The following is a 25123-nucleotide window of genomic DNA, read 5'->3' as shown; positions in this document are numbered from 1 at the left end:
GCAAGCCCTTTGCGACAAGAACGTGAAGAAAAGATAGCAAGCCGATGACAGTTTATCCACAACCCCTCGCGGCACAAACCGACTGTGGACAACCTCGCGCCCCGGCCGGCGACGAAAACGCCCGCTCGAGGCGGGCGTTCGGGCCTGGATAGTGCGGCTTTCGTCAGGGCTTCTGACTCGGCGTACGCAGCTTGCGCCACACGGCCAGCACGGGTCCCGAGGCCACATAGGTGCCGAACAACAGCAACAGCATCAGGGAAGGTTCGATGGAAATGACCACGAACCCCAGCACGATGGCCAGCAGCATGACGAAGGGCACGGGGCCCTTGAGGTCGATATCCTTGAAACTGTAGTAGCGGATATTGCTGACCATCAGTACTCCGGCGGCCCCGACGAGGAACAGCATCCAGAGTTTGAAGCCGAAGGCCTCGGCATCGAAGCTGTGGAAAGTCCAGACACTCGCGGCCACCACGGCGGCAGCCGACGGACTGGGCAGGCCGATGAACCACTTCTTGTCGACGCTGCCGATCTGCACATTGAATCGCGCCAGGCGAAGCGCCGCACAGGCCACGTAGAGAAAGGCCACGACCCAGCCGGTCTTGCCGACGTCCTGGAGGATCCAGATGAAGGAAACGAGCCCGGGAGCCACACCGAAGGAAAGCATATCGGAGAGACTGTCGTACTCGGCCCCGAAATCGCTTTGGGTATTGGTGAGTCGAGCGACCCGGCCATCCAGCCCGTCGAGGGCCATGGCGATGAAGATGGCGATCGAGGCGGCCGTGAAGTCGCCATTGATGGCGGCCACCACGGCGAAGAAGCCGGAAAACAGCGCCGATGTCGTGAACAGGTTGGGCAGCAGGTAGATTCCCCTGCGCTTCACCTTCTTGCCATCCTCCAGCGCCTCCTCGACCACTTCCGACTCGCGAACGAAGGTCGCGGCCAGATCCTCGTCATTCGATTCACGCCTGTCGCGTTCGCCGTTGCTGGGGTCTTGGCTCATCAGTGTCTTCCATTGCGGCTGAAGGTACCGCTCATTCTACACGCAGCAGCCGGGATGGCTCACGGTACATTGCATCCGAATACGCAACGGGGGCGCGAATAACCGCGCCCCCGTTGATCTGCCACCCGCAGGATCGATCAGTTCTTGCTCTTGTCGACCAGCTGGTTGGCGGCGATCCAGGGCATCATGCCCCGCAGCTTCTCGCCGACCTGCTCGATCGGGTGCTCCGCATTCAGGCGACGACGCGCGGTCATGGAGGGATAGTTGCTGTTGCCCTCGTTGATGAACATCTTGGCGTATTCACCGGTCTGGATGCGCTTGAGCGCATTGCGCATAGCCTGACGGGACTGCTCGTTGATGACTTCGCCACCGGTAACGTACTCGCCGTACTCAGCGTTGTTGGAGATGGAGTAGTTCATGTTGGCGATGCCGCCCTCGTACATCAGGTCGACGATCAGCTTGAGCTCGTGCAGGCACTCGAAGTAGGCCATCTCCGGCGCATAGCCCGCTTCGGTCAGGGTCTCGAAACCGGCCTTGACCAGCTCCACGGCGCCGCCACACAGCACGGTCTGCTCGCCGAACAGATCGGTTTCGGTCTCGTCCTTGAAGGTGGTCTCGATGATGCCGCTGCGACCGCCGCCGATGGCAGCGGCATAGGAAAGCGCCAGCTCCTTGGCGGAGCCGGAGGCATCCTGATGAATCGCGATCAGGTCCGGGATGCCGCCGCCGCGGGTGAACTCGGAGCGAACTGTGTGCCCCGGTGCCTTGGGAGCGATCATGACCACGTCCAGATCGGCACGCGGCTCGACCTGGTTGTAATGGATGTTGAAACCGTGGGCGAAGGCCAGGGTCGCGCCTTCCTTCAGATTGGGCGCGATCTGCTGCTCATAGATGGCCTTCTGGTACTCATCGGGAGCCAGCACCATAACCACGTCGGCAGCCTGGCAGGCATCTTCCACGGTGGCGACCTTCAGGCCAGCGGCTTCCGCCTTGGCGGCGGAGGACGAACCCGGGCGCAGCGCGACGGTCACGTCGACGCCGGACTCCTTGAGGTTGTTGGCGTGGGCGTGGCCCTGCGAGCCATAACCCACGATGGCGACCTGCTTGGCCTGGATGAGGGAGAGGTCGCAGTCCTTATCGTAATAAACGCGCATGTCGGGCTCCTGGAGATCGTAACTAAGGCGATTGTGTCAGCGTCGATGGCCACCCGCGCCGTCTTGCGCGGCGCTGGGAGATTCCTGGCGGGCCTTTGGCCCTGTCGATGACTCGACTCTACGTCAGAGGCCGCATTGCGTAAAACGCTATATTTGCAATGTGACATCCCGATATGTGCAATAATAAGGCGCATGGACATGCGCCCCCTGAAACACTTTTTGACCCTCGCCGACACCCTGCACTTCGGTCGTGCCAGCGAGGCGTGCCACGTCAGCCCCTCGACGCTCTCGCGCTCCATCCAACAGCTGGAGGAGAGCCTGGGCGTCCGGCTGTTCGAGCGCGACAATCGACATGTGGCCCTGACCCGACAAGGGCACAGTTTCCATGCCTATGCTCGGGACACCCTGGAGCAGTGGGAGCAACTGCGCCAGTCGCTGATGAGCGAAGCCCATATCCTGACCGGCGAGATCAGCATCTACTGCTCGGTCACCGCCAGCTACAGCTTTCTCTATGACCTGCTCAGCGAGTTTCGCACCCGTTATCCGGGCATCGAGCTGAAACTGCACACCGGCGATCCCGCCCAGGCCATGCCACGGGTCCTGGCCGGCAACGAGGACATGGCCATCACCTCACGCCCCCGGCAGTTGCCCGAAGGGCTCGCCTTCAAGTCGCTGACCCGCTCGCCCCTGGTGTTCATCGCGCCATGCGACGAACACGAGTGGGTGCCAGCCGATCCACGCACGCCCAGCGCCGACCAGTGGCGCAATGTCCCGATGGTGCTCTCCGAATCGGGACTGTCGCGGGAAGTCAGCAACACCTGGTTCAAGGCGCTTGGCATTTCGCCCCGCATCTACGCTCAGGTCGCCGGCCATGAAGCCATCGTCAGCATGGTCGGCCTGGGATTCGGCGTCGGGGTGGTGCCCCGCATCGTGCTGGAGGCCAGCCCGCTGTCGGAACGCGTACGGATCCTGCCGGTCAAGCCGGAACTCCCGCACTATGATGTCGGCCTCTGCGTGCTCAACCGCCGCCTGCGGAGCCCACTCATCCACGCACTCTGGGACGAGGTCGAGGAACGCGGCTGAAAGTCGCCCGACCCCGGCTTGCCCCTGCCGGCAAAGGGCACCAGACTGGTATCGTTAGTGAGCTAAGAGTCATCACCATAGAGGTCATCCATGAAACTCGTCACTCTGGCCAGTCCCGGCGGACTGGATCGACTCCGCCTGCAAGAACACGATGCCCCCGGAGAGCCGGGGCCCGGCGAAATACGCGTCAGGATTCATGCCAGTTCCCTCAACTTCCATGACTACGGCGTGGTCAGCGGTGGCATGCCCACTGCCGAGGGACGAATTCCGATGTCGGACGGCGCCGGCGTGGTCGAGGCCGTCGGCGAAGATGTCGACACCTTCTCGGTGGGAGACTCGGTGGTCTCCACCTTCTTCCCGACCTGGCTGACCGGCCCCGCCGAGGTCGGCGACTTCCGCACGGTGCCCGGCGACGGTGTCGATGGCTACGCGCGGGAGGCAGTGATTCGCCCCCAGACCTGGTTCACCCATGCGCCACGCGGCTACAGCCATGCCCAGGCGGCGACACTGACCACGGCCGGGCTGACCGCCTGGCGCGCCCTGGTGGTGGAAGGCGGCCTCAAGGCCGGCGATAGCGTGCTGGTACTGGGCACCGGCGGCGTCTCGATCTTCGCCCTGCAGTTCGCCAAGGCCATGGGCGCCACCGTCATCGCCACGTCCTCGTCGGACGACAAGCTGACAAGACTCGAATCGCTCGGCGCCGACCACACCATCAATTACCGCACGCACCCCGAGTGGGGCAGCAAGGTGAAGGAACTCACCGCAGGCCGCGGCGTGGATCACATCGTCGAAGTCGGCGGCCCCAGCACCCTCGCCCAGTCCATCGAGGCGGTGCGCATCGGTGGCCATATCTCGCTGATTGGCGTGCTGACCGGCCGTGGCGGCGACATCCCCACCGCCAAGCTGATGGCCAAGCAGGCCCGCCTGCAGGGCATCATCGTGGGCAGCCGGGCTCACCAGCAGGAGATGATTCGCGGTATCGAGTCCCTCGGTATCGAACCGGTCATCGATCGACACTTCGCGCTCGACGAGATCGCCGAGGCATTTCGTCACCAGGAGTCGCAGAAGCACTTCGGCAAGATCTGCCTGGACATCTGAACGACAGCCCTCCTCCCCCAACGAAAAAGCCGCCCCCGAAGGGGCGGCTCACTGGATGCCGGCGGCATGACGTCACATGGCGAGCGACGACGGCTCGGTCGCCACCGAAGCGCGGCCGTCGATCACAGCGACAGCACCTTGTCGCCCCGGGCAATGCCCGAGACGCCGGTACGCGCCACCTCATGAATGCCCACCGGCGCCATGGCCTGCAGGAAGGCGTCGAGCTTCTCGGCATCGCCGGTGATCTGCACGGTGTACAGGCTCGGCGTCACGTCGACGATCTGCGCGCGGAAGATATCCACGGTGCGCTTGACCTCGTCACGCGCCGCACCCAGCGCCTTCACCTTGACCAGCATCAGCTCGCGCTCGATGTGGCTGCCTTCGGTGAGATCCACCAGCTTGACCACGTCGATCAGCTTGTTGAGATGCTTGGTGATCTGCTCGATCACCCGGTCATCCCCCACCGTGGTCACGGTCAACCGGGAGAGCGTCTCGTCCTCGGTGGGTGCGACGTTGAGGGTTTCGATATTGAAGTTGCGTTGGGAAAACAGCCCCACCACGCGAGACAAGGCGCCCGGTTCGTTTTCCATCAGAATCGAGATGATATGGCGCATCAGCTCCGCTCCGTCTTGGAAAGCAGCATGTCACGCATGGAGCCCAGGGGCACCTGCATCGGATAGACGTGCTCGTGCGGGTCGACCATGACGTCGAGGAACACCAGTTCCTGCTTGTCGGCAAAGGTCCTCTCCAGTGCCGGCTCGAGTTCCGCCATCGTCTCCACCCGCAGCGCGGTGAAGCCATACGACTCGATGAGCTGCTGAAAGTCCGGCAGCGATTCCATGTAGGAATGTGCGTGGCGCGACTTGTAGTTGAGATCCTGCCACTGACGCACCATGCCGAGCGAGGCGTTGTTCAGGTTGACGATCTTCACGCCGCCGCCGAACTGCTTACAGGTCGACAGCTCCTGCATCATCATCTGGAAACTGCCCTCGCCGGTCACGCAGACCACCTGCTCGTCGGGGAAGTTCTGCTTGATGCCCATGGCTGCCGGGAAGCCGAACCCCATGGTGCCGAGCCCGCCGGAGGTAATGAAGCGGTTGGGCTTGTCGAACTTGTAGTACTGGGCCGCGAACATCTGGTGCTGGCCGACGTCGGTGGTGACGTACGCCTCGCCACGAGTCTGCCGGCAGATCGCCTCGATGACTTCCTGCGGCTTGATCGGCTCGCCTTCCTTCGAAGGCTCGTAAAGCTTGCCGCGCCGCTCTTCGCGCCAGCCATCAATGGTCCGCCACCACTCGTCGAGCGCCTCGGGATCGGCGATCTCGCGGCCCTGAAGCAGGCTGATCATCTCGTTGATCACGCTCTGCGCGGGGCCGACGATCGGCACGTCCGCACGCACGGTCTTGGACACCGAGCTCGGATCGATATCGACATGGATGATCTTGGCGGTCGGGCAGAACTTCGAGGTGTTGTTGGTCACACGATCGTCGAAGCGCGCCCCGATGGCGATGATCAGATCGGCATGGTGCATGGCCATGTTCGACTCATAGGAGCCGTGCATGCCCAGCCAGCCGAGGCACTGATCGTCGCTCTGCGGGAAGGCGCCGATGCCCATCAAGGTAGTGGTGATGGGATGTCCCAGCCGCTTGACCAGATCGGTCAGGCCTTCGCAGGCCCGCCCGGTGACCACGCCGCCCCCGGTATAGAACACCGGGCGGCGCGCCTTTAGCATCAGTTCCACGGCCTTCTTGATCTGGCCGGTATGGCCGCGGGCAACCGGGTTGTAGGAGCGCAGCTTGACCTTTTTCGGATAGACGTACTCGTGACGCTCGGTCGGCGTGGTCATGTCCTTGGGAATGTCCACGACCACCGGGCCGGGTCGTCCGGTCGATGCCAGGTAGTAGGCCTTCTTGAGGACTTCCGGAATCTCGGACGGATGCCGGATCGAGAAGCTGTGCTTCACGATCGGGCGTGTCACGCCGATGATATCGGTTTCCTGGAAGGCATCGTCGCCGATCAGGTGACTCATCACCTGGCCGCACAGCACCACCATCGGAATCGAGTCCATGTAGGCGGTGGCGATGCCGGTGACGGCATTGGTGGCACCGGGGCCCGAGGTGACCAGTACCGTACCGGGCTTGCCCGAAGCCCGGGCATAGCCATCGGCGGCATGGGTGGCGGCCTGTTCGTGGCGCACCAGGATATGCTTGACCTTGTCCTGGCGGAACAGGGCGTCATAGATGTGTAGCGCCGCGCCGCCCGGATAGCCATAAATGTATTCGACGCCCTCATCCTGCAGGAAGCGGGCGATCATGTCCGCGCCGGAAAGCAATTCCACAGATGTTCTCCCCTGGAGGTCTCGAGTGCAATTCGCGCCCATCGGGGCACGAGTTCGAGTGCGGCGGTATGCCGCTGCCGGACACGCCGGCACCTGATGCCAAACCCTGGCGTTATTGAGGCCCGGTTAGGGCCAGCACTCTCGTCGGGAACACTGATCGGCCGTTGCGCTCGCGACAACCATCAGCCGTTCCCTACCACGGCGGATCACCGCGTCGGGGCATTGGCCAGGTCGGGCGGTTGGCCCGGACCCGGAAGTCCTTCGGCGGGTAAAGGCCTGCGGCCTACCCTTCGCGCGGAGATGGGGGATTGCCCGCTGGGTTCCGCGCCCGTATCAGGAAGGGTCAAGATTCCAATAGCGCTCGCGGAGTGTCAACCTTGGGCGCTTTCTTCGCCTGGAATCATCATGCGGCGATGCCCATAGCGACATGAAAAAACGCCCGACCGATCACGAAGATCGGCGGGCGTACAAGGTCAGGACGCAACCTGAAAAGTCAGTGTAGATGACACCGGATGCGTCGCTGGCGTTCCGTCATCAGTGCCGGAAGACCAGCCGATCGCCTTCGGCCTCGACACGAACCGTCTCGCCGGGCGAGAACTGGCCAGCCAGCAAATCCTGGGCCAGCGGGTTCTCGATGCGGCTCTGGATCGCCCGCTTGAGCGGACGGGCACCGAATACCGGGTCGAAGCCGGCCGCGGCCAACTGCGCCATGGCCTCGTCCGAGACCTCGAACGAGAGATCGTGCTCAGCCAGCCGGTCGCGCAGGCGTTCGAGCTGGATATCGGCGATGGCCCGGATCTGCTCCTGCTCCAGGGCATGGAAGACCACGACCTCGTCGATACGGTTGATCAACTCGGGCCGGAAATGGTTGCCCACCACTTCCATCACCATGGACTTCATCTGCGTGTAGTCCTCGTCGCTGCCCATGCGCTGAATGATGTCCGAGCCCAGGTTGGAGGTCATCACGATCACCGTGTTGCGGAAATCCACGGTACGTCCCTGACCATCCGTGAGTCGGCCATCCTCGAGCACCTGCAGCAGGATGTTGAAGACATCGGCATGAGCCTTCTCCACCTCGTCGAGCAGCAGCACGGAGTATGGCTTGCGGCGCACGGCCTCGGTCAGATAACCGCCTTCCTCATAGCCGACATATCCGGGCGGGGCACCGATCAGACGAGCCACCGAGTGCTTCTCCATGAACTCCGACATGTCGATGCGCACCATGGCCTCCTCGGTATCGAAGAGGAACCAGGCCAGCGACTTGCAGAGCTCCGTCTTGCCCACCCCGGTGGGCCCGAGGAACAGGAAAGAGCCGTTGGGACGGTTGGGATCGGCCAGGCCGGCCCGTGAACGCCGCACGGCGTTGGAAACCGCATTGACCGCTTCGTCCTGGCCGATCACTCGCTCGTGCAGCGCCTCTTCCATGCGCAGCAGCTTGTCGCGCTCGCCCTCGAGCATCTTGGACACCGGGATGCCCGTCCAGCGCGAGACCACCTCGGCGATCTCTTCCTCGGTGACATTGGAGCGCAACAGCCGGTGCTCGGACGTATCGGCCTCTTCCTCGCTGCTCTCGGCAATCTTGCGCTCGAGTTCCGGAATCACGCCGTACTGCAGTTCGGACATCCGCCCGAGATCGCCCTGGCGGCGTGCCTGCTCGAGATCGATCCGTGCCCGATCGAGCTCGTCCTTGAATTGGGCCGCGCCCTGGATGCTGGCCTTCTCGGCCTTCCAGATCTCGTCCAGGTCGGCGTATTCCCGCTCGAGCTCACTGATCTGTTCCTCGAGACTCTCGAGGCGCTTCCGCGAGGCCTCGTCGGTCTCCTTCTTGAGATGTTCGCGCTCCATCTTGAGCTGAATCAGTCGACGATCGAGACGATCCATCTCCTCAGGCTTGGAGTCGAGCTCCATGCGAATCCGCGAAGATGCCTCGTCGATCAGGTCGATGGCCTTGTCAGGCAACTGGCGATCGGTGATGTAACGCGTGGACAGCTTGGCGGCGGCGATGATGGCGCCGTCGGTGATATCCACGCCATGGTGCACCTCGTAGCGCTCCTTGAGGCCACGCAGGATGGCGACGGTGTCCTCCTCGGTCGGCTCGTCCACCAGCACCTTCTGGAAACGGCGCTCCAGGGCGGCGTCCTTCTCGATGTGCTGACGGTATTCATCGAGCGTCGTGGCACCCACGCAGTGCAGCTCGCCACGCGCCAGCGCCGGCTTGAGCATGTTGCCGGCGTCCATGGCGCCCTCGGCCTTGCCGGCACCGACCATGGTATGCAGCTCGTCGATGAACAGGATGACTCGGCCTTCTTCCTCGGCCAGCTCCTTGAGCACCGCCTTGAGGCGCTCCTCGAACTCGCCGCGGTACTTGGCACCGGCCAGCAGGGCGCCCATGTCCAGGGACAGCACGCGCTTGTCCTTGAGGCCTTCCGGCACCTCACCGTCGACGATACGCTGAGCCAGCCCTTCGACGATGGCGGTCTTGCCCACGCCGGGTTCGCCGATCAACACCGGGTTGTTCTTGGTACGACGCTGCAATACCTGAATGGTCCGGCGGATCTCGTCGTCGCGACCGATCACCGGATCGAGCTTGCCGCTGGAAGCGCGTTCGGTGAGATCCAGGGTGTACTTGTCCAGCGCCTCGCGCTGCTCCTCGGCATTGGGATCGTCGACCTTGGCGCCGCCCCGTACGCCGTCGATGGCCGTCTCCAGAGACTGCCGGGACAGTCCGGCCTGGGTCAGCGCCTTGCTCACCGCGTGGCGCATCTCCAGGGCAGCCAGCAGCACCAGCTCGCTGGCGATGTACTGATCGCCACGCTTCTGGGCTTCGCGGTCGGTGAGATTGAACAGCTTGACCAGGTCTCTAGATGGCTGGACCTCGCCATCGAACTCGGCCACTCGGGGCAGATCCTCGAGGTGCCCCACCAGGGCATCGCGCAGCCGGGCGGCATCGCCTCCGGCCTTCTGGACCAATGCCTTGACGCCGGTATCACTGGCATCCAGCAACGCCAGCAGCAGATGCCCCGGCTCGAGCTGGTTGTGTCCCTGTCCCACTGCCAGGGACTGGGCATCCGCCACGGCGTTCTGCAACTTGGCGGTAAACTTGTCGAAACGCATTCGCTTTCCTCCATCGGGGTAGCGACGCATTCGGACGCGCCGCCGGTCCCTGTCAATGTATCTTGACACAAGTAATGGAGTCTGATTGGGCAGTTTTCAAGTCGGCCGTAAACCGCAAGCCTCGGCGAGCCCCCGAATCCAGGGGCAAGGTTTTCTATTTTTTCTTACAGCTCCCCAAAAGGGGCTAGCGAAGCCAGATCATACTGGCCATGCGGCCGGTCACGCCGTCGTCGCGGCGGTGGGAGTAGAAGCGGGGTTCGCAGGCGGTGCAGAAGTGCCCACCGCTGATGTGGGAGACGCCGAGCCGTTCGAGACGCAGGCGCGCCAGCTTGTAGAGGTCGGCCATGTAATGACCGAGGCGGTAAGGGCTGGGATCGAAAGCCTCCAGCGCCTCCGGCTGCACGGCGACGAAGGCCTGGCGAACTTCCGGACCGACCTCGAACTGGGCGTTGGAAATCGCCGGCCCAAGCCAGGCCATCTGCGACTCCGCGGGCACGCCCAGCGCCGCCACGGTGGCCTCGAGCACACCGCCGGCCAGGCCGCGCCAGCCTGCATGGGCCACCGCCACCCGCTGCCCGTCGCGGTCGCAGAAGAATACCGGCAGGCAGTCGGCAGTGAGTACCACGCAGGCATGACCCCGATCCCTGGCCACCGAGGCATCCGCCTGCGGCGCATCCTCGGCGAAGTGCTGCTGTACCCGGCCACCATGCACCTGGGTCAGCCACAGCAGGGGACGGTCGTCGCCGATCACCTTGCCCAGTTGGCGGCGACACAGCGCCACATGCTCCGGCTTGTCGCCGACATGCAGAGCTGGGTTGAAGGCGGCGAAGGCATCCTGGCTCGGTCCGGTCTCCCGGGTCGTGACACAGGCCGCCACCGAGTCGGGCGCCGGCCAGTCGGGACGCACCAGCGTCGGGTCGAGGTCGAGGGCGTCACTCATCGCATCGTCTCCCGGTCGTCACGGAGGAAATCGAGCAGCATCAGCAAGTCATCCGGGAGGGGAGCCCGGAAGGTCATGGTGGCACCGGATGTCGGATGCACGAAGGCCAGCTTGCGGGCATGCAGTGCCTGACGCGGAAACTCGCGCAGCACTTCCTTCAGCGTATCCCCGGCGCCGGCGGGCAGCTTCAAGCGACCGCCATAGACCGGATCGCCGACCAGCGGGTAGCGAAGGTGCGCCATGTGCACCCGGATCTGGTGGGTCCGCCCGGTTTCCAGCCGGCAGCGCACATGAGTATGGGCCCTGAAACGCTCGATCACCCGATAGTGCGTCACCGCGGGCTTGCCGGAGGCATTGACGGCCTGACGCTTGCGGTCGCGGGGATGGCGGCCGATCGGCGCATCCAGAGTACCGCCCGCCGTCATCGCACCGACGGCCACGGCATCGTATTCGCGGGACACGGTGCGTGCCTGGAGCTGCTCGACCAGGGCGGTCTGGGCGACCAGCGTCTTGGCCACCACCATCAGGCCGCTGGTGTCCTTGTCGAGCCGGTGGACGATACCTGCCCTGGGCACCATGGCGAGCGACGGGCAGTGATGCAGCAGGCCGTTGAGCAGAGTGCCGTCGGGATTGCCGGCCGCCGGATGCACCACCAGGCCGGGCGGCTTGTCGATGACCAGCACCTCGTCATCCTCGAAGACCACCTCCAGCGGAATGTCTTCCGGCTCGAAGCGGGCGTCATCCTCGAGTTCGGCCACGAGCGCCAGCATCTCGCCGCCATACACCTTGTCCTTGGGCTTGGCGGGGCCGCCGTCGACGGTCAGCGCTCCCGACTTGATCCAGGCCTTGAGCCGTTCCCGGGAGAAATCGCTGAACAGCTCGGCGGCCGCCTGGTCGAGGCGGAAACCGGCCATGCTGTCGGGAATGCGTTGATGAGCATCGAGGGTCTGTGGCATGAGGTCGTCAAGGGTCCGTCTGGGGAGTGGCCCGCTACCCGAAAAGCGTTGGTGCATCACATCCGGTGATGACTGCGTTTTTTCGCAAGGTGCTTTATAGTGGGCGGATTCAGGCCGATTCTAGCACGGCCGCCCAGGGTTGTTTGACACGAGGATCACGATGCGCGTTATCACGACCGGTACTCGCCTGGCCGCCATGCTGCTGGCTACCGCCCTTCTGGCCGGCTGCGCCAGCACCAAGGAAGAACAGGCTCCGGATGTCGCGGAAGGCCAGCTCTATCAAGAAGGCCGCGCCGCTCTGGAGGATGGCCGTTACACCACCGCCGTCAATCGGCTGGAAGCCATCGATACCCGCTATCCCTTCGGCGAGCACGCCGAGCAGGCCCAGCTCGAACTCATCTATGCCTACTATGAAACCAGTGACTGGGAAGCCGCCCGCGCTGCCGCCAGTCGTTTCATTCGCCTGCACCCCGATCACCCTCAGGTCGACTACGCTTACTACATGCGCGGCCTCGCCGCCTGGGAAGCCGGGCGTTTCAGCCTGGAGTCGCTGCGCCTGATCGATATCTCCAAGCGTGACCTCGGCGCTACCCGGGATGCCTATTCCGACTTCCGCGATCTGGTTCGCCGCTATCCGAACAGCCAGTACGCGCCGGATGCCCGCCAGCGTATCGTCTATCTGCGCAACCTCCTGGCTCAACACGAGCTCGAGGTCGCCGACTTCTACCTGCGCAAGGGCGCCTACCTGGCCGCCGTTAAGCGTGGTCGCTGGGTCATCGAGCACTACCCGGAAGCGGAGAGCACCCGCGATGCACTGGCAGTGATGGTCGAGGGCTATCTCGGCCTGGACATGCCGGAGCGCGCCAAGGAAAGCCTGCGGGTCCTGATCGAAAACGCGCCGAACCACGAACGCCTCAACGGCCGCACCTTCGATCCGCGCTACGTCAAGGCCGACCCGATTTCGGCTTGAGCCCGGGCTCGGCTTGAGGAAGAGGGAAGATTGGTGTGATGCGATGCCCCAAGGTTCGGGGCATCAATGAGCATCTTCCCTCTTAAAGGCGCGAAGCGCCGTTCTTCTCTCTTCCAGCGGTATCAACCGTGTTCTTCGGGCGTCATTCCCCCGGCTGCCAGCCGTTGACGATGGGATAGCGCCGGTCGCGGCCGAAGCCCCGACGGGTCACGCGTACGCCGACCGGTGCCTGACGACGCTTGTACTCGCAGCGATCGACCAGGCGCACCACCTTGTAGACATCGTCATGATCGAACCCGGCCTCGATGATGGCCTCGGCACTCATGTCGCCCTCGATGTAGCGCACCAGGATGGCGTCCAGGGTGTCGTAGTCGGGCAATGAGTCGGTGTCCTGCTGATCCGGCGCCAGCTCGGCGGAAGGCGGCCGCTCGATGACGCGCTCGGGAATCGCCGGGTCCTGAGTGTTGCGCCAGCGAGCCAGACGATAGACCCAGGTCTTGTAGACATCCTTGATGGCGTTGTAGCCGCCCACCATGTCGCCATAGAGGGTGGCGTACCCCACCGCCATCTCGCTCTTGTTGCCGGTCGACAGGACCATGAGCCCCTTCTTGTTGGAAATCGCCATCAACAGCACGCCGCGACAGCGCGACTGCAGGTTCTCCTCGGTGGTGTCACGCTCGGTACCGGCGAAGCTGTCGGCCAGGGTGTCCATGAAGGCTTCCACCATCGATTCGATGGGCAGCACCTCGTAGTCGACCCCCAGCATCCGCGCCTGCTCGGCGGCGTCCTCTTTCGAGATATCGGCGGTATAGTGGTACGGCATCATCACCGCATGCACCCGCTGGGGCCCCAGGGCATCCACGGCAATCGCCAGCGAAAGGGCCGAATCGATGCCGCCGGAAAGCCCCAGCACCACGCCCTTGAAGCCGCTCTTGTTGACGTAGTCGCGCAGACCGGTCACCAGCGCGCAATACAGGTTTTCCTCGGCGCTGGCCTCTTCATCGACCTCGCCCGCGCTCGGCACCCAGGCGCCCTGCTCATCGCGCACGAACTGCACCGGCATCAAGCCGACCGCCCAGTGCGGTGCCTGCACACGCAGCTCGCCATCGGCATCGACACAGGCCGAGCCGCCATCGAACACCAGCTCGTCCTGGCCACCGATCTGGTTGACGTAGACGATCGGCAGGCCTACCTCGCGAGCCCGCTGCTCGAGCAGGGCCAGGCGTTCGGCAGGCTTGTCCTGGTGGAAGGGCGAGGCGTTGAGGGTCACCAGGATGTCCGCCCCGGCTTCGCGCGCCTGCTGGACAGGGCCCTCTTCCCAGACATCTTCGCAGATCAGCACACCGAGCTTCGCTCCCTTGTGCTCGATCACCAGGGGTGACTCGCCCACCGCGAAGTAGCGCTGCTCATCGAAGACCTCGTAGTTGGGCAACGCCTGCTTGGCATACTCGCCCAGCCATTCGCCGTTGTAGAGCACACCGGCCAGGTTCCAGTTGGCCCCCTCGCGACGCCCCGGATAGCCGACGATCACCATCACGTCGCGGGCCATCTTCTCGGCCATTCGCGCCCGGGCCTGGCGCAGACGCGTTTCCATGGAGGGGCGCAGCAGCAGGTCTTCCGGGGGATAGCCGGTCAGGAAGAGTTCGGGCAGCACCACGACGTCGGCACCATGCTCGATGCGCGCCTCGCGTACCGTTTCGATAGCCCGCTCGGTATTGCCGGGGATATCCCCCACCAGCGGGTCCAGCTGGGCCATTACCAACGTCAGGTCTTGCATGGGCGTAGAAATCTCTCGAGAATCCATCAGTATCGACATTGTCCCGCAAGGGCGGCCGACTCGCAAAGCCGACCGCCTCGAACACCCTCTCTCAGGGAGCCGCCCAGAGGATGAATCTGTTGCTGATCCGCCTGATCATTTTCGCCGTGCTGTTCTTCGCCGGCCTCAAGCTTTACCGCATGTACCGCGAATGGAAGCAGGACCGGGATGCCGACGACCGGCAGGACGCATCACCGGGAAACCCGATGGTGCGCTGCGCCTGGTGCAAGGTTCATCTCCCGGAGAATGATGCCCTGCGCGAAAAGGGTGAATGGTTCTGCTCTCCCGATCACCGCGACAAGTACCTCGCCGAAAGCTCCTCGGAGGAATGACACGGCCTCGCACAAGCGCCGCTCATCTCCTTTCCTCTCACCTTCCTTTCAGCCGATAGGGCGCCGGATCCACAATCGGCTCGCGACCCAGCAACTCATCGACCAGCAGGCGCGTCGAAGCCGGCGCCAGGACCAGGCCATTGCGGAAATGGCCGGCGTTGACGTGCAGGTTGTCGATGCCCGGCACCGCTCCGATGAACGGCACGCCATCCGGCGATCCCGGACGCAGTCCCGCCCAGTGGTGCTCCACCTCGCAGTCGGCAAGCGCCGGCACGATGCCGGTCGCCGAGGTCCACAGCGACTCCCGCGCCGACTCGGAGAGCGATTTGTCGAACCCCGTTTCCTCCAGGGTCGAGCCGGCCAGCACCCGGCCATCGGCACGGGGAATGACATAGCGGCCATCCATCAGTACCACACGCCGCACCAGCCCGGGCGGCGCCTTGAACAGGATCATCTGTCCCTTCACCGGCCGCACGGGCAGTTCAACACCGACTGTCGTCAGAACCTCTGCGGCCCAGGCTCCGCCGCACACGACGACCTGATCGCCATGCAGCTCGCCCTCGTTCGTCTCCACCGCGACGATACGTCCGCCCTGCTCGCGCAGCCCCTGGACCTCGCAGTGCTCGTGCAGCGTGACCCGCGGCATGTCCGCCAGTCGTGCATGTAGCGCCCGCGCCAGGCGAGGATTGCGGATGCTGCCCAGGGTCGGCATCCACAGCGCGTCCGCGCAGCCGGGCACCGCCTCGGGCTCCTTGTCGTACAGGAAGTCACCGGACACCCGCTCGAGCGGCTTGCCGACCTCCCGCGCCCAGGCCATGGCGTCCCGTTCGTCGTCGACACGCAGGTACAGCAGGCCCTTCTGGCGATACTCGGGATCCACGCCCGTCTCTTCGAGCAGGCGCAGCGCGAGCTCCGGATAGCGACCCTCCGACCAGGCGGAAAGGCGCGAGATCGGCGCGCTGTAGCGCCATGGATAGAGGGGCGAGACGATGCCGCCGCCGGCCCAGGAGGCCTCTCGGCCACACTGGCCACGCTCGACGAGGGTGACCGAATGACCGGCGTCGGCCAGTTGCAGGGTCGTCATCATGCCGATGACGCCCCCACCGACAACAAGAAAATCACTCACGGGACTTGTCCGAGTTCGCTTACGGAAAGGGCGCGATATCCGGCTAACCTGACGCTTAGGCGGGAGGCCACATGCCACCGGATCGCATCACGCAAACTTACCATATCGACACGCCGCATGGCCCGGCACGGAAGCGTCAGGCTGGCCTGACGCTTCTCGAACTGTGCGTGGCGCTGGGCATCCTGGCATTCACCGTGGCCTGGGCAGCACCCGGCCTGGGTGGTTTCATGGCCCGCAACGAAGTCGCCGCGGACGTCATGCGGCTCAAGGATGTCCTGGCGACGGCTCGCAACACCGCCATCACCCGCGGCACGATCATCACCGTCTGCCCCAGCCGGGACGGACGACGCTGCATCGAGGACTGGACAGCACCGCTGAGCATCCTGCAGGGCGAGATCGACCTGCCGCCGGGCCAACGCCTCCTCCTCGGACGACGCGGCGCCAGCCAGGTGGCGGCCATCACCTACCGACTCGACCATCGCCCCGTGCGCTACCAGCCCACGGGGCGCGCCACCGGCCACAATGGCACCTTCCGCCTCTGTGGCCGACGCGGTGAAGGCGCCTCGGTGATCGTCAGCAATTTCGGGCGTGTTCGGGTGGTCGATGACACGCCATCGGCCTGCTAGGCCCTGCCCGAAAAGTGTCTACGCTCGATTATCAGGATTCCCAGCGCAACAAGCGCTTTTCCCGGGGCGCATGGGGCAGCAGCGGGTCGCCGACGAGGTGGCGCACGACTGCCCCGCTCGACCGATGGATGTCGCCGTGTGCGATGACGGCACCCTCCAGCAGCGCCCCGGCTTCCAGACGCGCATCGCCTGCCGCCATGAACCAGCCACGCGCCACCCCCGGTGCCCGGAAATGAATGTCGCCACCCGATAGCATGGCCACGTCCACGGATGCCTCTCGTCCGACCTCGCCGGCCAGATGGATATCGCCCCGTGCGACGAGGGTGGCATTGTGGAAACGAGCCGCCACCGGGATATCCAGGCGGCCCGCACAGTGGTAGACCCGTCCGGCGAGATCGCCGACCGCTTCGAAGCGGCAACGCGGCTGGCCATTCTCATCGGCTTCCAGCGCCAGCGACACGGCATCTTCCGGCGGAGAGGCGTCGACATCGGGAATCCTGACGCGATTCTCCCTCACACGGGATGCATTGCCATGCGCTCGCCCCTTCGAGGCCTCTCCCTCCCCGGTCACGACGGTGCCGTCAGCCAGGAGGGCATAGCGGGAGAACAGTTCGGCAAGGCGCGAAAAGACCACCGTGACCCGCACCGGCTCGCTCACGGCCCGAACGCGACCGTCGCCGTCCATCACCGCGCCCATGGCCACGATGAGATGTCGCCGTGAGGCATCCGCGACATAACGATAGGCGCAGCGGATCGGCGCTTCGCAGTCACCTCGCCTGACCGGCTCCCCCTGAAAGCGGGCGGGATCGATGAATTCGTGCCAGGTCAGCGCGTCGAGCACCTCGCGTGACGACTCGACGGTGATGTCGCCAGGCTTCTTCAAGGCCGACCAGCCGCTGGACGCGGCAGCCTCCGCCGCCATCCCGGCCTGCACCGATGCCTTGAAGTTGCCCGCCAGGCGCTCCGCAGTCAGCGCCGAACGTAGCCCGGCCACTCCCAGCATCACCGCCATGGCGAGCAGCACCAGCACGATGGGCAATGCCAGCCCTGCCTGGCGTTCCGCGCCGTCTCTCATGGCGCCGACTCCCCGGCATGACGCACCGCCGCTTCGCGATCCATGGCATGCAGCACCAGGGGCTCCGATACATCGAGCGGCCGCAGGACGATTCGGTACAACCCCGCCCGACCGCCCACGTCCGCCTGTAGCGGCTCACTCGCCGCGCAGCTCCCGGCCGTCGCCGCCAGGCCATCCACCAGCGGCTCGCCCGACACGCCGTCATGAAGACTGCAGCCTTCACCGTTTACGGCGTCGACCAGCTTGTAGCGCCCCGGCTCGACGCCACCGCGCCGAATATCGCGCAACAGGAACAGCGCCCCCAGGGTCATGGCTTCCTGGCGCTCGCCCAGATCGTCCACCCGAGCCAGGTTCTCGACCCCGCCCAGATACAGGCGCCCCGCACCCAGCAGGACCAGCATGCTCACCGCCAAAGCCACCAGCAGCTCGACCAGCGACACCCCGCTCTCGACAACGCGCCCCGCCATCATGGGGATTCACCGGGCAGCCGGGTGGTATAGACGAAGGACGTCTCGCCCTCGTCCGCCAGACGCGACGCCTGCCACTCGAGGGTCACCACATAGGTGCAATCATCGCCGGCCGGCTCGACGCGGCCCTGCAAGCCGGGCATCCGGGCACGCCAGCGAGCTTCCCAGTCCGCTTCCTCGGCCCCCAGGCCTGGACAACGGCCGGCCTCGAGACGCGACCACAGCAACTCGACGGCATCCTGCGCCGCCAGGGATGTCAGGCCGCGCTGATAACCGACATGCGCACCGCGCAGCGACTCGAGCTGCACCGACGCCATTCCCAGCAACCCTACCGAGAGCACCAGCAGCGCCACCAGGGCTTCCAGCAGGGTGAAGGCTTGCTGGAATCTTGCCATCGCCATGCCCCTCCCCGCCGACCTACCAGCACGCCTCGGGCATCGCCTGCCCTGTCGAGTCGAGCGTCAGCACGCGACACGCCGTCTTGACGGCCTCACTGTCATGCGTGGCCGTCAGTCGATACTCGGTCGGCGACAGGGTGGCGGTAATACGGTAATGCCCCGCTTCAGAAGGAGTCGGCGAGTCGATGCAGTCAACATAGGAGTGCGTGCTGGTGCGACAGCGTTCCAGGCGGCCAGCCAGCGCCATGAGTGCTGACCGGCCATCGGCGAGGCGCGCTTCGCCCACGGCATCCATATAGCGCGGATAGGCGGCCCCGGCGAGAATAGCGATGATCGCCACCACGACCATCAACTCGAGCAGCGTGAAACCGGCCTGCCCACGACGGACCTCGGATCGGCGCGACGCCCGCGCCTGCGAATGGCACATATCCCTTGCCCCGGCGTGATGTCCTGTCCTCAATATGGACCAGGATGCCGATGTCCGGTAGGGCTCGAACCCGGCGCCATCAACGCCGCGTCGCCGCTTGCAGGGCCACGCCCAGCGCTACCCCGACACCGATCCCCAGGCCGATGTTGTCCAGCATGCCGCCAATGGCCGCCCCCAGGGCGACTCCTGCGGCGATCCATCCCGCCATGATGTCTCCTCCCCACGCAAAAGCCGGGCGACGAGGCCCGGCTTGACGCATGAAACGTGACGCTCGGCGCCCTGCTAGCTGCTGGCGATAACCCGCTCGCGCAGCTCGGTGGGCATGGAGAAGGTGATCGTCTCGGCACGTCCATCGAGTTCTTCCGGCATCTCGGCCCCCAGGGCGCGCAATCGTTCGATCACGCCCTGAACCAGCACTTCCGGTGCGCTGGCCCCGGCGGTCACGCCCACCGTCCCGACGTTTTCCAGCCAGGCCGCGTCGATCTGTTCGGCGTTGTCGATCAAGTAGGCCGGTGTACCGACCCGCTCGGAAAGCTCGCGCAGCCGATTGGAATTCGAGCTGTTGGGACTGCCCACCACCAGCAGCAGATCACTTCCGGAGGCCAGCTCCCGCACGGCGTCCTGACGGTTCTGGGTGGCGTAGCAGATGTCGTCCTTGCGTGGCCCCTGGATCTCCGGGAACTTGGCGCGCAGGGCGTCGATCACCCGAGCGGTATCGTCCATCGACAGGGTCGTCTGGGTGACGAAGGCCAACTGGCTCGGGTCCTGCACCTCGAGACGCGCCACGTCCTTCTCGTCCTCCACCAGGTAGATCTGGCCTCCCTGGGAGGTGTCGTAGCGGCCCATGGTGCCTTCCACCTCGGGGTGGCCCTGGTGGCCGATGAGGATGCACTCCTGGCCACGCCGGGCATAGCGCAGTACTTCCATGTGCACCTTGGTGACCAGCGGGCAGGTGGCATCGAAGACCCGCAGACCGCGCCGCTCGGCTTCCTGCTGCACGGCGCGGGATACGCCGTGCGCCGAGAAGATGACGATCACGTCGTCGGGCACCTCATGCAGTTCCTCGACGAAGACCGCGCCGCGTTCGCGCAGGCTGTCGACCACGAAGCGGTTGTGCACCACCTCGTGACGCACGTAGATCGGCGGGCCGAACACATCCAGCGCCCGATTGACGATCTCGATGGCACGATCGACACCGGCGCAGAAACCGCGGGGATTGGCCAGCTTGATTTGCATGGTTGCCTAGCCTCGGTGCTTGCCTAGTGGGTGGTAGCGGGCTGCACGTCCAGCACCTCTACTTCGAAGGTCAGGGTACGCCCGGCCAGGGGGTGATTGAAATCCACCTCGACCTGCTTTTCGCCGACCTGCTTGATGACCCCAGGCAATTCGCCGCCGCCGACATCGGCAAAGGACATCACCATGCCCATCTCAGGCGTCTCGTCGCCGAAATCGTCCCTGGCGATCATCTGGACGTTCTGGGGATTGTGCTGGCCGAAGGCGTGCTCGGGGGAAATCTCGTAGCTGCCGTTCTCGCCGGCAGCGAGTCCCTTGATGGGATGCTCGAAGCCGGGCGGCAGGTTGCCGTCACCGACCTGGAAGGTGGCCGGCTGCTTGTCCCGGGTGGAATCGACCACGGTGCCATCTTCCAGCTTGAGGGTGAAGTGCAGGGTAACCTGCATGCCCTCGTCGATGCGATGGCCGTTCGCTTGTTGATCGCTCATGGATGCTCTCTCGAAGATGGTGCCTCAACGCCGTCGACGGGCGCGGCGACGTTCGCCGAACAGCGACTCGACGATCAGCCCGATGGCGCCCAGGGTGATGCCGATGTCCGCCACATTGAAGGCCGGGTAATACCAGCCGGCGAGGTGGAAGGACAGAAAGTCCACCACATAGCCATGTACCAGCCGATCATACAGGTTGCCCAGCGCGCCGCCGATGACCAGGGCGAGCGAGGCGCCGAGGATTTTCTCGTCGCTGTGCAGGCGACGCATCCAGATGGTCAGCCCCACGCTCGCCGCCACGGCGATGGCGGCGAAGAACCAGCGCTGCCAGCCGGGATGGTCGGCCAGGAAGCTGAACGCCGCGCCGGTATTGTGCAGCAGCGTCAGGTTGAAGAACGGCAGGACCTCGAGCGGCCTGGCGTATTCCAGCAGGGCGGACGCCAATGCCTTGGTGCCCAGGTCGACGACGATTACCGCCGCGGCCAGCCACAGCCAGCGCAGGGGGTGTCGCATGGGCGCCACCTCGGCGGCGCCCCCTTTCGTGTCATGCTCGGGCATGGTGCCCACCTCACGCATAATGACGAGTCTCGCCGGGACCGTCCGGCAGGTTGCTGATGCAGCGACCGCACAGGTCTTCGTGACCGGCATGCTGGCCGACATCCTCGCGATGGTGCCAGCAACGCTCGCACTTGCGGTATTCGCTGGCCGCGACGGCCACCTTGAGCCCCTCGAGCTCGGTCGCCTCGGCGTCGCCGCCATCAGCCAGCGAAGCCAGGTGTACTTCGCTGGTCAGCATCACGAAGCGCAGCTCGTCACCGAGACGGCTCAGGGTCTCGCGCAGCTCGTCATCCACGTAGAGCGTCACTTCGGCAGCCAGGTTGCCCTTGATGACCTTGGCGTTGCGGGCGTCTTCCAGGCACTTGTTGACGGCCTGCTTGACGTTGAGCACGCGCTCCCAGAATTCACGCCCCAGTTCGGCGCTCTCTTCCAGGGTACCCAGGCCATCGTAGTATTCCTCGAGCAGGACGCTCTCGCCCCGCTTGCCGGGAATATGCTCGTAGATCTCCTCGGCGGTGAAGCTGAGGATCGGCGCAACCCAGCGGACCAGCGCCTGGACGACGTGGTACAGCGCTGTCTGGGCGCTGCGCCGGGCCACCGAATCCACCTGGGTGGTGTACTGGCGGTCCTTGATCACATCCAGATAGAAGCCGCCCAGCTCCCGGGCACAGAAGCCATGCACCTGCTGATAGACATCGAGGAAGCGATATTCCTCGTACGCTCGCTGGATGCGCGTCTGCAGCTGGGCGGCTCGATCCACCACCCAGCGATCCAGCGCCAGCATGTCATCGAAGGCCAAAGCATCGCGCTCGGGATCGAAGCCGTTGAGATTGGCCAGCAGGAAGCGCGAAGTGTTGCGGATGCGTCGATAGACGTCGGCGGTGCGCTTGAGGATCTGGTCGGACACCGCCATCTCGCCGGAATAGTCGGTCGACGCGACCCACAGCCGCAGGATGTCGGCGCCGAGCTTGTCCATCACGTCCTGGGGGGCCACCACGTTGCCCAGCGACTTGGACTGCTTGCGCCCCTTCTCGTCCACGGTGAAGCCATGGGTGAGCAGTTGGCGGTACGGCGGATGGCCATCGATGGCCGAACCGGTGAGCAGCGAGGAATGGAACCAGCCACGATGCTGATCCGATCCCTCGAGGTACAGATCGGCACGCGGGCCCTGCTCGTGCCCCATCGGATGGGAACCGCGCATCACATGACGATGCGTGGTGCCGGAATCGAACCAGACGTCCAGGGTATCGGTGACCTTCTCGTACTCGCCGGCCTCGTCGCCCAGCAGCTCGACCGGATCGAGCCGGAACCAGGCATCGATGCCTTCGCGCTCGACGCGCTTGGCGACCTCCTCCATCAACTCGACGGTGCGCGGATGCAGCTCGCCGGTCTGCTGATGCAGGAAGAAGGGAATCGGCACCCCCCAGTTGCGCTGGCGCGAGATGCACCAGTCCGGCCGATTGGCAATCATCGAGTGCAGGCGCGCCTTGCCCCAGGCGGGCGTGAAGGCAGTCGCCTCGACACCCTCCAGCGCCTTGTCGCGCAGGCTGCGGCCGTCATGGCCGAGCGTGTCCATACCCACGAACCACTGAGCGGTGGCCCGGTAGATCACCGGCGTCTTGTGGCGCCAGCAATGCATGTAGCTGTGGGTGATGGTGTGGTGGGCCAGCAGGGCATCGACCTCATCGAGCTTGGCGACAATCTGCAGGTTGGCCTTCCAGATCAGTTGCCCGCCGAAGAACGGCAGGTCGTCCACATAGACGCCATCGCCCTTGACGACGCTGATGAAGTCATCGAATTCGATGCCGTAACGACGGCAGGACTCGAAGTCGTCGACCCCGTGCACCGGCGCCGAGTGGACGATGCCGGTACTGCCCTCCTCGACTTCCACATAGTCCGCCAGGAACACCGGCGCACGACGCTCATAGAACGGATGCGCGAACTCGATCAACTCCAGCCGCTCGCCGGCGGCGGTGGCGATGATGTTGCCCTCGAGCCCGAAGCGTTCCAGGCAGCTTTCCACCAGCTCCTCGGCCAGCAGCAGCAGCCGATCGCCCACGTCGACCAGGGCATAGGTGAACTCGGGGTGCACGTTCAGCGCCTGGTTGGCGGGAATGGTCCAGGGCGTGGTCGTCCAGATCACCACGGCGGCGGGCTTGGGCAGTTCGGTCAGCCCGAAGGCGGCGGCCAGCTTGTCGTCCTCGGCGCAGGGAAAGGCCACGTCGATGGCATCGGACTGCTTGTCGGCGTACTCCACCTCGGCCTCGGCCAGGGCCGAGCCGCAATCGAAGCACCAGTTGACCGGCTTGAGCCCCTTGAAGACATAGCCCCCCTCGACCAGATCGGCCAGGGCGCGGATCTCGCCGGCCTCGTTGACGAAGTCCATGGTGCGATAGGGATGCTCCCAGTCACCGATCACCCCCAGACGGATGAAGCTCTCGCGCTGCCCGTCGATCTGCTCGGCGGCATACTCGCGGCACAGCGCCCGGGCCTGCTCCGGTTCCAGGTGCTTGCCATGGGTCGTCTCGACCTTGTGCTCGATGGGCAGGCCATGACAGTCCCAGCCCGGCACATAAGGGGCGTCGAACCCCGCCAGGTTCTTGGACTTGACGATGATGTCCTTGAGGATCTTGTTGAGCGCGTGACCGATGTGAATGCTGCCGTTGGCATAGGGAGGGCCGTCGTGCAGCACGAAGGACTCGCGCCCCTGACGCGCCTCGCGCAGGCGATGGTAGAGATCCATCTCCTGCCACTGGGCCACCCGAGCCGGCTCGCGCTTGGGCAGCATGCCGCGCATCGGGAATTCGGTTTCTGGCAGATTCAGAGTGTGCTTGTAGTCGCTCATATCCTGGGGGTCAGCCGTCATCATGGTCGGCGGGCAGTCCCGCCGAGGAGTCGGAAAACACGGCCTCGCGCGCCAGCGGCGCCGATGCCAGAGGTAGGGAATCTCCTGTCGCCGCCGTCTCGGCGAAAAAGCGTCGCGCACGAGCCTGGTCGGCACCGATCTGGGCCTTGAGGGCCTCGAGGCCATCGAACTTCATCTCGCCGCGCAGCTTGGCGCAGGGCAGTACCGTCAATCGCTCGCCGTACAGATCCTCATCGAAGTCGAACAGATGCACCTCGAGCACCGGCCGCTGGCTTCCCACGGTGGGCCGCCAGCCGATATTGGCCACCCCCTCGGCGTGACGTCCGCCGGGCAATTCGACCTTGACCGCGTAGACGCCCTGCAGGGCCAGTGGATGCGGCGGCTGTGGCAGGTTCGCCGTGGGCACACCGATGGTCCGCCCGAGCTGGCGATCGCGCATCACCCGGCCGCCGAGCCGGTAAGGCCGACCCAGCATGCGGGCGGCCTGATCGAAGTTGCCGCTCGCCAGCATGGTTCTGACTCGCGTGCTGGAAACGCGTTCACCGTCCAGCAGGAAGGTCCGGGTGTGCTCGACCTCGAATCCCGAACCGGTGCCGACCGTCTGCAACAGTTCGAAATCACCGCGCCGGTCGCAGCCGAAACGGAAATCGTCGCCCACCACCAGATGGCGCACGCCCAGGCCCTGCACCAGCACTTGCTCGATGAAGGCCCGGGCGGTCAGGCTGCGCAGGGCATCGTTGAAGGGCAGGCACAACACGCGGTCGGCGCCGTACTCGGCCAGCAGCCGAACCTTGTCACGCAGCCGCGTCAGTCGGGGCGGCGCCTGGTCCCCGGCGAAGAACTCCCGGGGCTGGGGCTCGAAGACCACCACCGTGGCCGGCAGCGATAACGAACGCGCGCGTTCGAGCAGCTGATCGAGGATCGCCTGATGGCCGCGATGAACGCCATCGAAATTGCCGATGGTCGCCACGCAGCCATGATGCTCGTCGCGCAGATTGTGCAATCCTCGAATCACTTGCATGAGCGTTGTTCGCGCAGAGAGTAAAGTGGTCGATTAT

General features: G+C 64.9%; 24 protein-coding genes. 5 read left to right on the top strand and 19 right to left on the bottom strand.

What is annotated here, in order from left to right:
• Positions 1-163: 163 nt before the first annotated feature.
• Positions 164-1000 (bottom strand): CDP-diacylglycerol--serine O-phosphatidyltransferase, encoded by an 837-nt coding sequence (gene pssA, locus HELO_RS01760; RefSeq protein WP_013331093.1) that lies wholly within the window; start codon positions 998-1000, stop codon positions 164-166.
• Between the two features lie 137 nt (positions 1001-1137).
• Positions 1138-2154 carry a ketol-acid reductoisomerase gene (gene ilvC, locus HELO_RS01755; RefSeq protein WP_013331092.1) on the bottom strand — a complete coding sequence of 339 codons (1017 nt, stop codon included), beginning with the start codon at positions 2152-2154 and terminating at the stop codon, positions 1138-1140.
• A gap of 192 nt (positions 2155-2346) precedes the next feature.
• On the opposite strand from ilvC, the gene ilvY reads away from it, so the two are divergent.
• Both ilvY and HELO_RS01745 read left to right on the top strand, forming a co-directional pair.
• Entirely contained in the window at positions 2347-3237 is an 891-nt protein-coding gene (ilvY, locus tag HELO_RS01750) for an HTH-type transcriptional activator IlvY (protein ID WP_013331091.1), read from the top strand.
• Positions 3238-3327: 90 nt separating this feature from the next.
• Entirely contained in the window at positions 3328-4335 is a 1008-nt protein-coding gene (locus HELO_RS01745) for a zinc-dependent alcohol dehydrogenase family protein (RefSeq protein WP_013331090.1), read from the top strand.
• Positions 4336-4457: 122 nt separating this feature from the next.
• On the opposite strand, the gene ilvN is transcribed toward HELO_RS01745, so the two are convergent.
• From ilvN to rluD, 5 genes are all read right to left on the bottom strand, one after another.
• Complete coding sequence (gene ilvN / locus HELO_RS01740; RefSeq protein WP_013331089.1) at positions 4458-4949, bottom strand: acetolactate synthase small subunit; 492 nt, start codon at positions 4947-4949, stop codon at positions 4458-4460.
• Positions 4949-6673 carry an acetolactate synthase 3 large subunit gene (locus HELO_RS01735; RefSeq protein WP_041601844.1) on the bottom strand — a complete coding sequence of 575 codons (1725 nt, stop codon included), beginning with the start codon at positions 6671-6673 and terminating at the stop codon, positions 4949-4951. Before HELO_RS01735 ends, ilvN begins: the two co-directional genes overlap by 1 nt.
• Positions 6674-7207: 534 nt before the next feature.
• A complete protein-coding gene (gene clpB / locus HELO_RS01730; protein WP_013331087.1) occupies positions 7208-9787 on the bottom strand; it encodes an ATP-dependent chaperone ClpB in 2580 nt (859 codons plus the stop codon).
• Positions 9788-9971: 184 nt separating this feature from the next.
• Positions 9972-10727 (bottom strand): peptidoglycan editing factor PgeF, encoded by a 756-nt coding sequence (pgeF, locus tag HELO_RS01725; RefSeq protein WP_013331086.1) that lies wholly within the window; start codon positions 10725-10727, stop codon positions 9972-9974.
• The gene (gene rluD / locus HELO_RS01720) at positions 10724-11683 is read right to left on the bottom strand and encodes a 23S rRNA pseudouridine(1911/1915/1917) synthase RluD (RefSeq protein ID WP_041601843.1); all 960 of its coding nucleotides are present in this window, start codon (positions 11681-11683) and stop codon (positions 10724-10726) included. Before rluD ends, pgeF begins: the two co-directional genes overlap by 4 nt.
• Before the next feature lie 160 nt (positions 11684-11843).
• Between rluD and HELO_RS01715 the strand changes: the two genes are divergently transcribed.
• Positions 11844-12653: an outer membrane protein assembly factor BamD gene (locus tag HELO_RS01715; protein ID WP_013331084.1), complete on the top strand. Its 810-nt coding sequence runs from the start codon at positions 11844-11846 to the stop codon at positions 12651-12653.
• Between the two features lie 142 nt (positions 12654-12795).
• Here the strand turns inward: HELO_RS01715 and HELO_RS01710 are convergent, their stop codons facing one another.
• On the bottom strand, positions 12796-14430 hold the full coding sequence (locus tag HELO_RS01710) for an NAD+ synthase (RefSeq protein WP_041601842.1): 1635 nt from the start codon (positions 14428-14430) through the stop codon (positions 12796-12798).
• A 110-nt stretch (positions 14431-14540) separates the two neighbouring features.
• On the opposite strand from HELO_RS01710, the gene HELO_RS01705 reads away from it, so the two are divergent.
• Complete coding sequence (locus HELO_RS01705) at positions 14541-14801, top strand: PP0621 family protein (RefSeq protein WP_013331082.1); 261 nt, start codon at positions 14541-14543, stop codon at positions 14799-14801.
• A 37-nt stretch (positions 14802-14838) separates the two neighbouring features.
• On the opposite strand, the gene thiO is transcribed toward HELO_RS01705, so the two are convergent.
• Positions 14839-15927 (bottom strand): glycine oxidase ThiO, encoded by a 1089-nt coding sequence (gene thiO, locus HELO_RS01700; RefSeq protein ID WP_041601841.1) that lies wholly within the window; start codon positions 15925-15927, stop codon positions 14839-14841.
• Between the two features lie 71 nt (positions 15928-15998).
• Between thiO and HELO_RS01695 the strand changes: the two genes are divergently transcribed.
• Positions 15999-16553, top strand: a complete 555-nt coding sequence (locus HELO_RS01695; protein ID WP_013331080.1) for a GspH/FimT family pseudopilin — start codon at positions 15999-16001, stop codon at positions 16551-16553.
• A 31-nt stretch (positions 16554-16584) separates the two neighbouring features.
• On the opposite strand, the gene HELO_RS01690 is transcribed toward HELO_RS01695, so the two are convergent.
• The 10 genes from HELO_RS01690 to ribF form a co-directional block, all read right to left on the bottom strand.
• The gene (locus HELO_RS01690) at positions 16585-17628 is read right to left on the bottom strand and encodes a pilus assembly PilX family protein (RefSeq protein WP_013331079.1); all 1044 of its coding nucleotides are present in this window, start codon (positions 17626-17628) and stop codon (positions 16585-16587) included.
• The gene (locus HELO_RS01685; protein WP_013331078.1) at positions 17625-18098 is read right to left on the bottom strand and encodes a PilW family protein; all 474 of its coding nucleotides are present in this window, start codon (positions 18096-18098) and stop codon (positions 17625-17627) included. The genes HELO_RS01690 and HELO_RS01685 overlap by 4 nt, the downstream gene beginning before the upstream one ends.
• A complete protein-coding gene (locus tag HELO_RS01680) occupies positions 18095-18490 on the bottom strand; it encodes a prepilin-type N-terminal cleavage/methylation domain-containing protein (RefSeq protein WP_013331077.1) in 396 nt (131 codons plus the stop codon). Before HELO_RS01680 ends, HELO_RS01685 begins: the two co-directional genes overlap by 4 nt.
• Before the next feature lie 22 nt (positions 18491-18512).
• Positions 18513-18920: a type IV pilin protein gene (locus tag HELO_RS01675; RefSeq protein ID WP_013331076.1), complete on the bottom strand. Its 408-nt coding sequence runs from the start codon at positions 18918-18920 to the stop codon at positions 18513-18515.
• Positions 18921-18999: 79 nt separating this feature from the next.
• A complete protein-coding gene (locus HELO_RS19385) occupies positions 19000-19128 on the bottom strand; it encodes a hypothetical protein (protein ID WP_263974214.1) in 129 nt (42 codons plus the stop codon).
• Between the two features lie 74 nt (positions 19129-19202).
• On the bottom strand, positions 19203-20156 hold the full coding sequence (gene ispH / locus HELO_RS01670) for a 4-hydroxy-3-methylbut-2-enyl diphosphate reductase (protein WP_013331075.1): 954 nt from the start codon (positions 20154-20156) through the stop codon (positions 19203-19205).
• A 23-nt stretch (positions 20157-20179) separates the two neighbouring features.
• Positions 20180-20641, bottom strand: a complete 462-nt coding sequence (fkpB, locus tag HELO_RS01665) for an FKBP-type peptidyl-prolyl cis-trans isomerase (RefSeq protein ID WP_013331074.1) — start codon at positions 20639-20641, stop codon at positions 20180-20182.
• A 24-nt stretch (positions 20642-20665) separates the two neighbouring features.
• Complete coding sequence (lspA, locus tag HELO_RS01660; RefSeq protein ID WP_041602330.1) at positions 20666-21199, bottom strand: signal peptidase II; 534 nt, start codon at positions 21197-21199, stop codon at positions 20666-20668.
• Positions 21200-21209: 10 nt separating this feature from the next.
• A complete protein-coding gene (ileS, locus tag HELO_RS01655) occupies positions 21210-24044 on the bottom strand; it encodes an isoleucine--tRNA ligase (RefSeq protein WP_174208847.1) in 2835 nt (944 codons plus the stop codon).
• A 10-nt stretch (positions 24045-24054) separates the two neighbouring features.
• Positions 24055-25086 (bottom strand): bifunctional riboflavin kinase/FAD synthetase, encoded by a 1032-nt coding sequence (gene ribF / locus HELO_RS01650; protein WP_013331071.1) that lies wholly within the window; start codon positions 25084-25086, stop codon positions 24055-24057.
• Positions 25087-25123 lie beyond the last annotated feature (37 nt).

Origin of the sequence: Halomonas elongata DSM 2581, from assembly GCF_000196875.2 — a bacterium.
In the GTDB taxonomy this organism is placed as follows: Bacteria; Pseudomonadota; Gammaproteobacteria; order Pseudomonadales; family Halomonadaceae; genus Halomonas; species Halomonas elongata.
The sequence above is the reverse complement of the archived record's forward strand: the minus strand, read 5'-3'. Positions and strand labels throughout refer to the sequence as shown.

What these genes read in the sequence shown, in the direction of transcription:
- HELO_RS01715 (WP_013331084.1), top strand. Translation starts at nt 11,844, where the DNA reads ATGCGCGTTATCACGACCGGTACTCGCCTGGCCGCCATGCTGCTGGCT.
- HELO_RS19385 (WP_263974214.1), bottom strand. Translation starts at nt 19,128, where the DNA reads ATGGCGGGATGGATCGCCGCAGGAGTCGCCCTGGGGGCGGCCATTGGC.
- pssA (WP_013331093.1), bottom strand. Translation starts at nt 1,000, where the DNA reads ATGAGCCAAGACCCCAGCAACGGCGAACGCGACAGGCGTGAATCGAAT.
- ileS (WP_174208847.1), bottom strand. Translation starts at nt 24,044, where the DNA reads ATGAGCGACTACAAGCACACTCTGAATCTGCCAGAAACCGAATTCCCG.
- HELO_RS01690 (WP_013331079.1), bottom strand. Translation starts at nt 17,628, where the DNA reads ATGAGAGACGGCGCGGAACGCCAGGCAGGGCTGGCATTGCCCATCGTG.
- HELO_RS01680 (WP_013331077.1), bottom strand. Translation starts at nt 18,490, where the DNA reads ATGGCAAGATTCCAGCAAGCCTTCACCCTGCTGGAAGCCCTGGTGGCG.
- HELO_RS01685 (WP_013331078.1), bottom strand. Translation starts at nt 18,098, where the DNA reads ATGATGGCGGGGCGCGTTGTCGAGAGCGGGGTGTCGCTGGTCGAGCTG.
- clpB (WP_013331087.1), bottom strand. Translation starts at nt 9,787, where the DNA reads ATGCGTTTCGACAAGTTTACCGCCAAGTTGCAGAACGCCGTGGCGGAT.
- fkpB (WP_013331074.1), bottom strand. Translation starts at nt 20,641, where the DNA reads ATGAGCGATCAACAAGCGAACGGCCATCGCATCGACGAGGGCATGCAG.
- ispH (WP_013331075.1), bottom strand. Translation starts at nt 20,156, where the DNA reads ATGCAAATCAAGCTGGCCAATCCCCGCGGTTTCTGCGCCGGTGTCGAT.
- ilvY (WP_013331091.1), top strand. Translation starts at nt 2,347, where the DNA reads ATGGACATGCGCCCCCTGAAACACTTTTTGACCCTCGCCGACACCCTG.
- HELO_RS01675 (WP_013331076.1), bottom strand. Translation starts at nt 18,920, where the DNA reads ATGTGCCATTCGCAGGCGCGGGCGTCGCGCCGATCCGAGGTCCGTCGT.
- HELO_RS01745 (WP_013331090.1), top strand. Translation starts at nt 3,328, where the DNA reads ATGAAACTCGTCACTCTGGCCAGTCCCGGCGGACTGGATCGACTCCGC.
- ribF (WP_013331071.1), bottom strand. Translation starts at nt 25,086, where the DNA reads ATGCAAGTGATTCGAGGATTGCACAATCTGCGCGACGAGCATCATGGC.
- HELO_RS01695 (WP_013331080.1), top strand. Translation starts at nt 15,999, where the DNA reads ATGCCACCGGATCGCATCACGCAAACTTACCATATCGACACGCCGCAT.
- pgeF (WP_013331086.1), bottom strand. Translation starts at nt 10,727, where the DNA reads ATGAGTGACGCCCTCGACCTCGACCCGACGCTGGTGCGTCCCGACTGG.
- ilvC (WP_013331092.1), bottom strand. Translation starts at nt 2,154, where the DNA reads ATGCGCGTTTATTACGATAAGGACTGCGACCTCTCCCTCATCCAGGCC.
- ilvN (WP_013331089.1), bottom strand. Translation starts at nt 4,949, where the DNA reads ATGCGCCATATCATCTCGATTCTGATGGAAAACGAACCGGGCGCCTTG.
- lspA (WP_041602330.1), bottom strand. Translation starts at nt 21,199, where the DNA reads ATGCCCGAGCATGACACGAAAGGGGGCGCCGCCGAGGTGGCGCCCATG.
- HELO_RS01705 (WP_013331082.1), top strand. Translation starts at nt 14,541, where the DNA reads ATGAATCTGTTGCTGATCCGCCTGATCATTTTCGCCGTGCTGTTCTTC.
- rluD (WP_041601843.1), bottom strand. Translation starts at nt 11,683, where the DNA reads ATGCCACAGACCCTCGATGCTCATCAACGCATTCCCGACAGCATGGCC.
- HELO_RS01710 (WP_041601842.1), bottom strand. Translation starts at nt 14,430, where the DNA reads ATGCAAGACCTGACGTTGGTAATGGCCCAGCTGGACCCGCTGGTGGGG.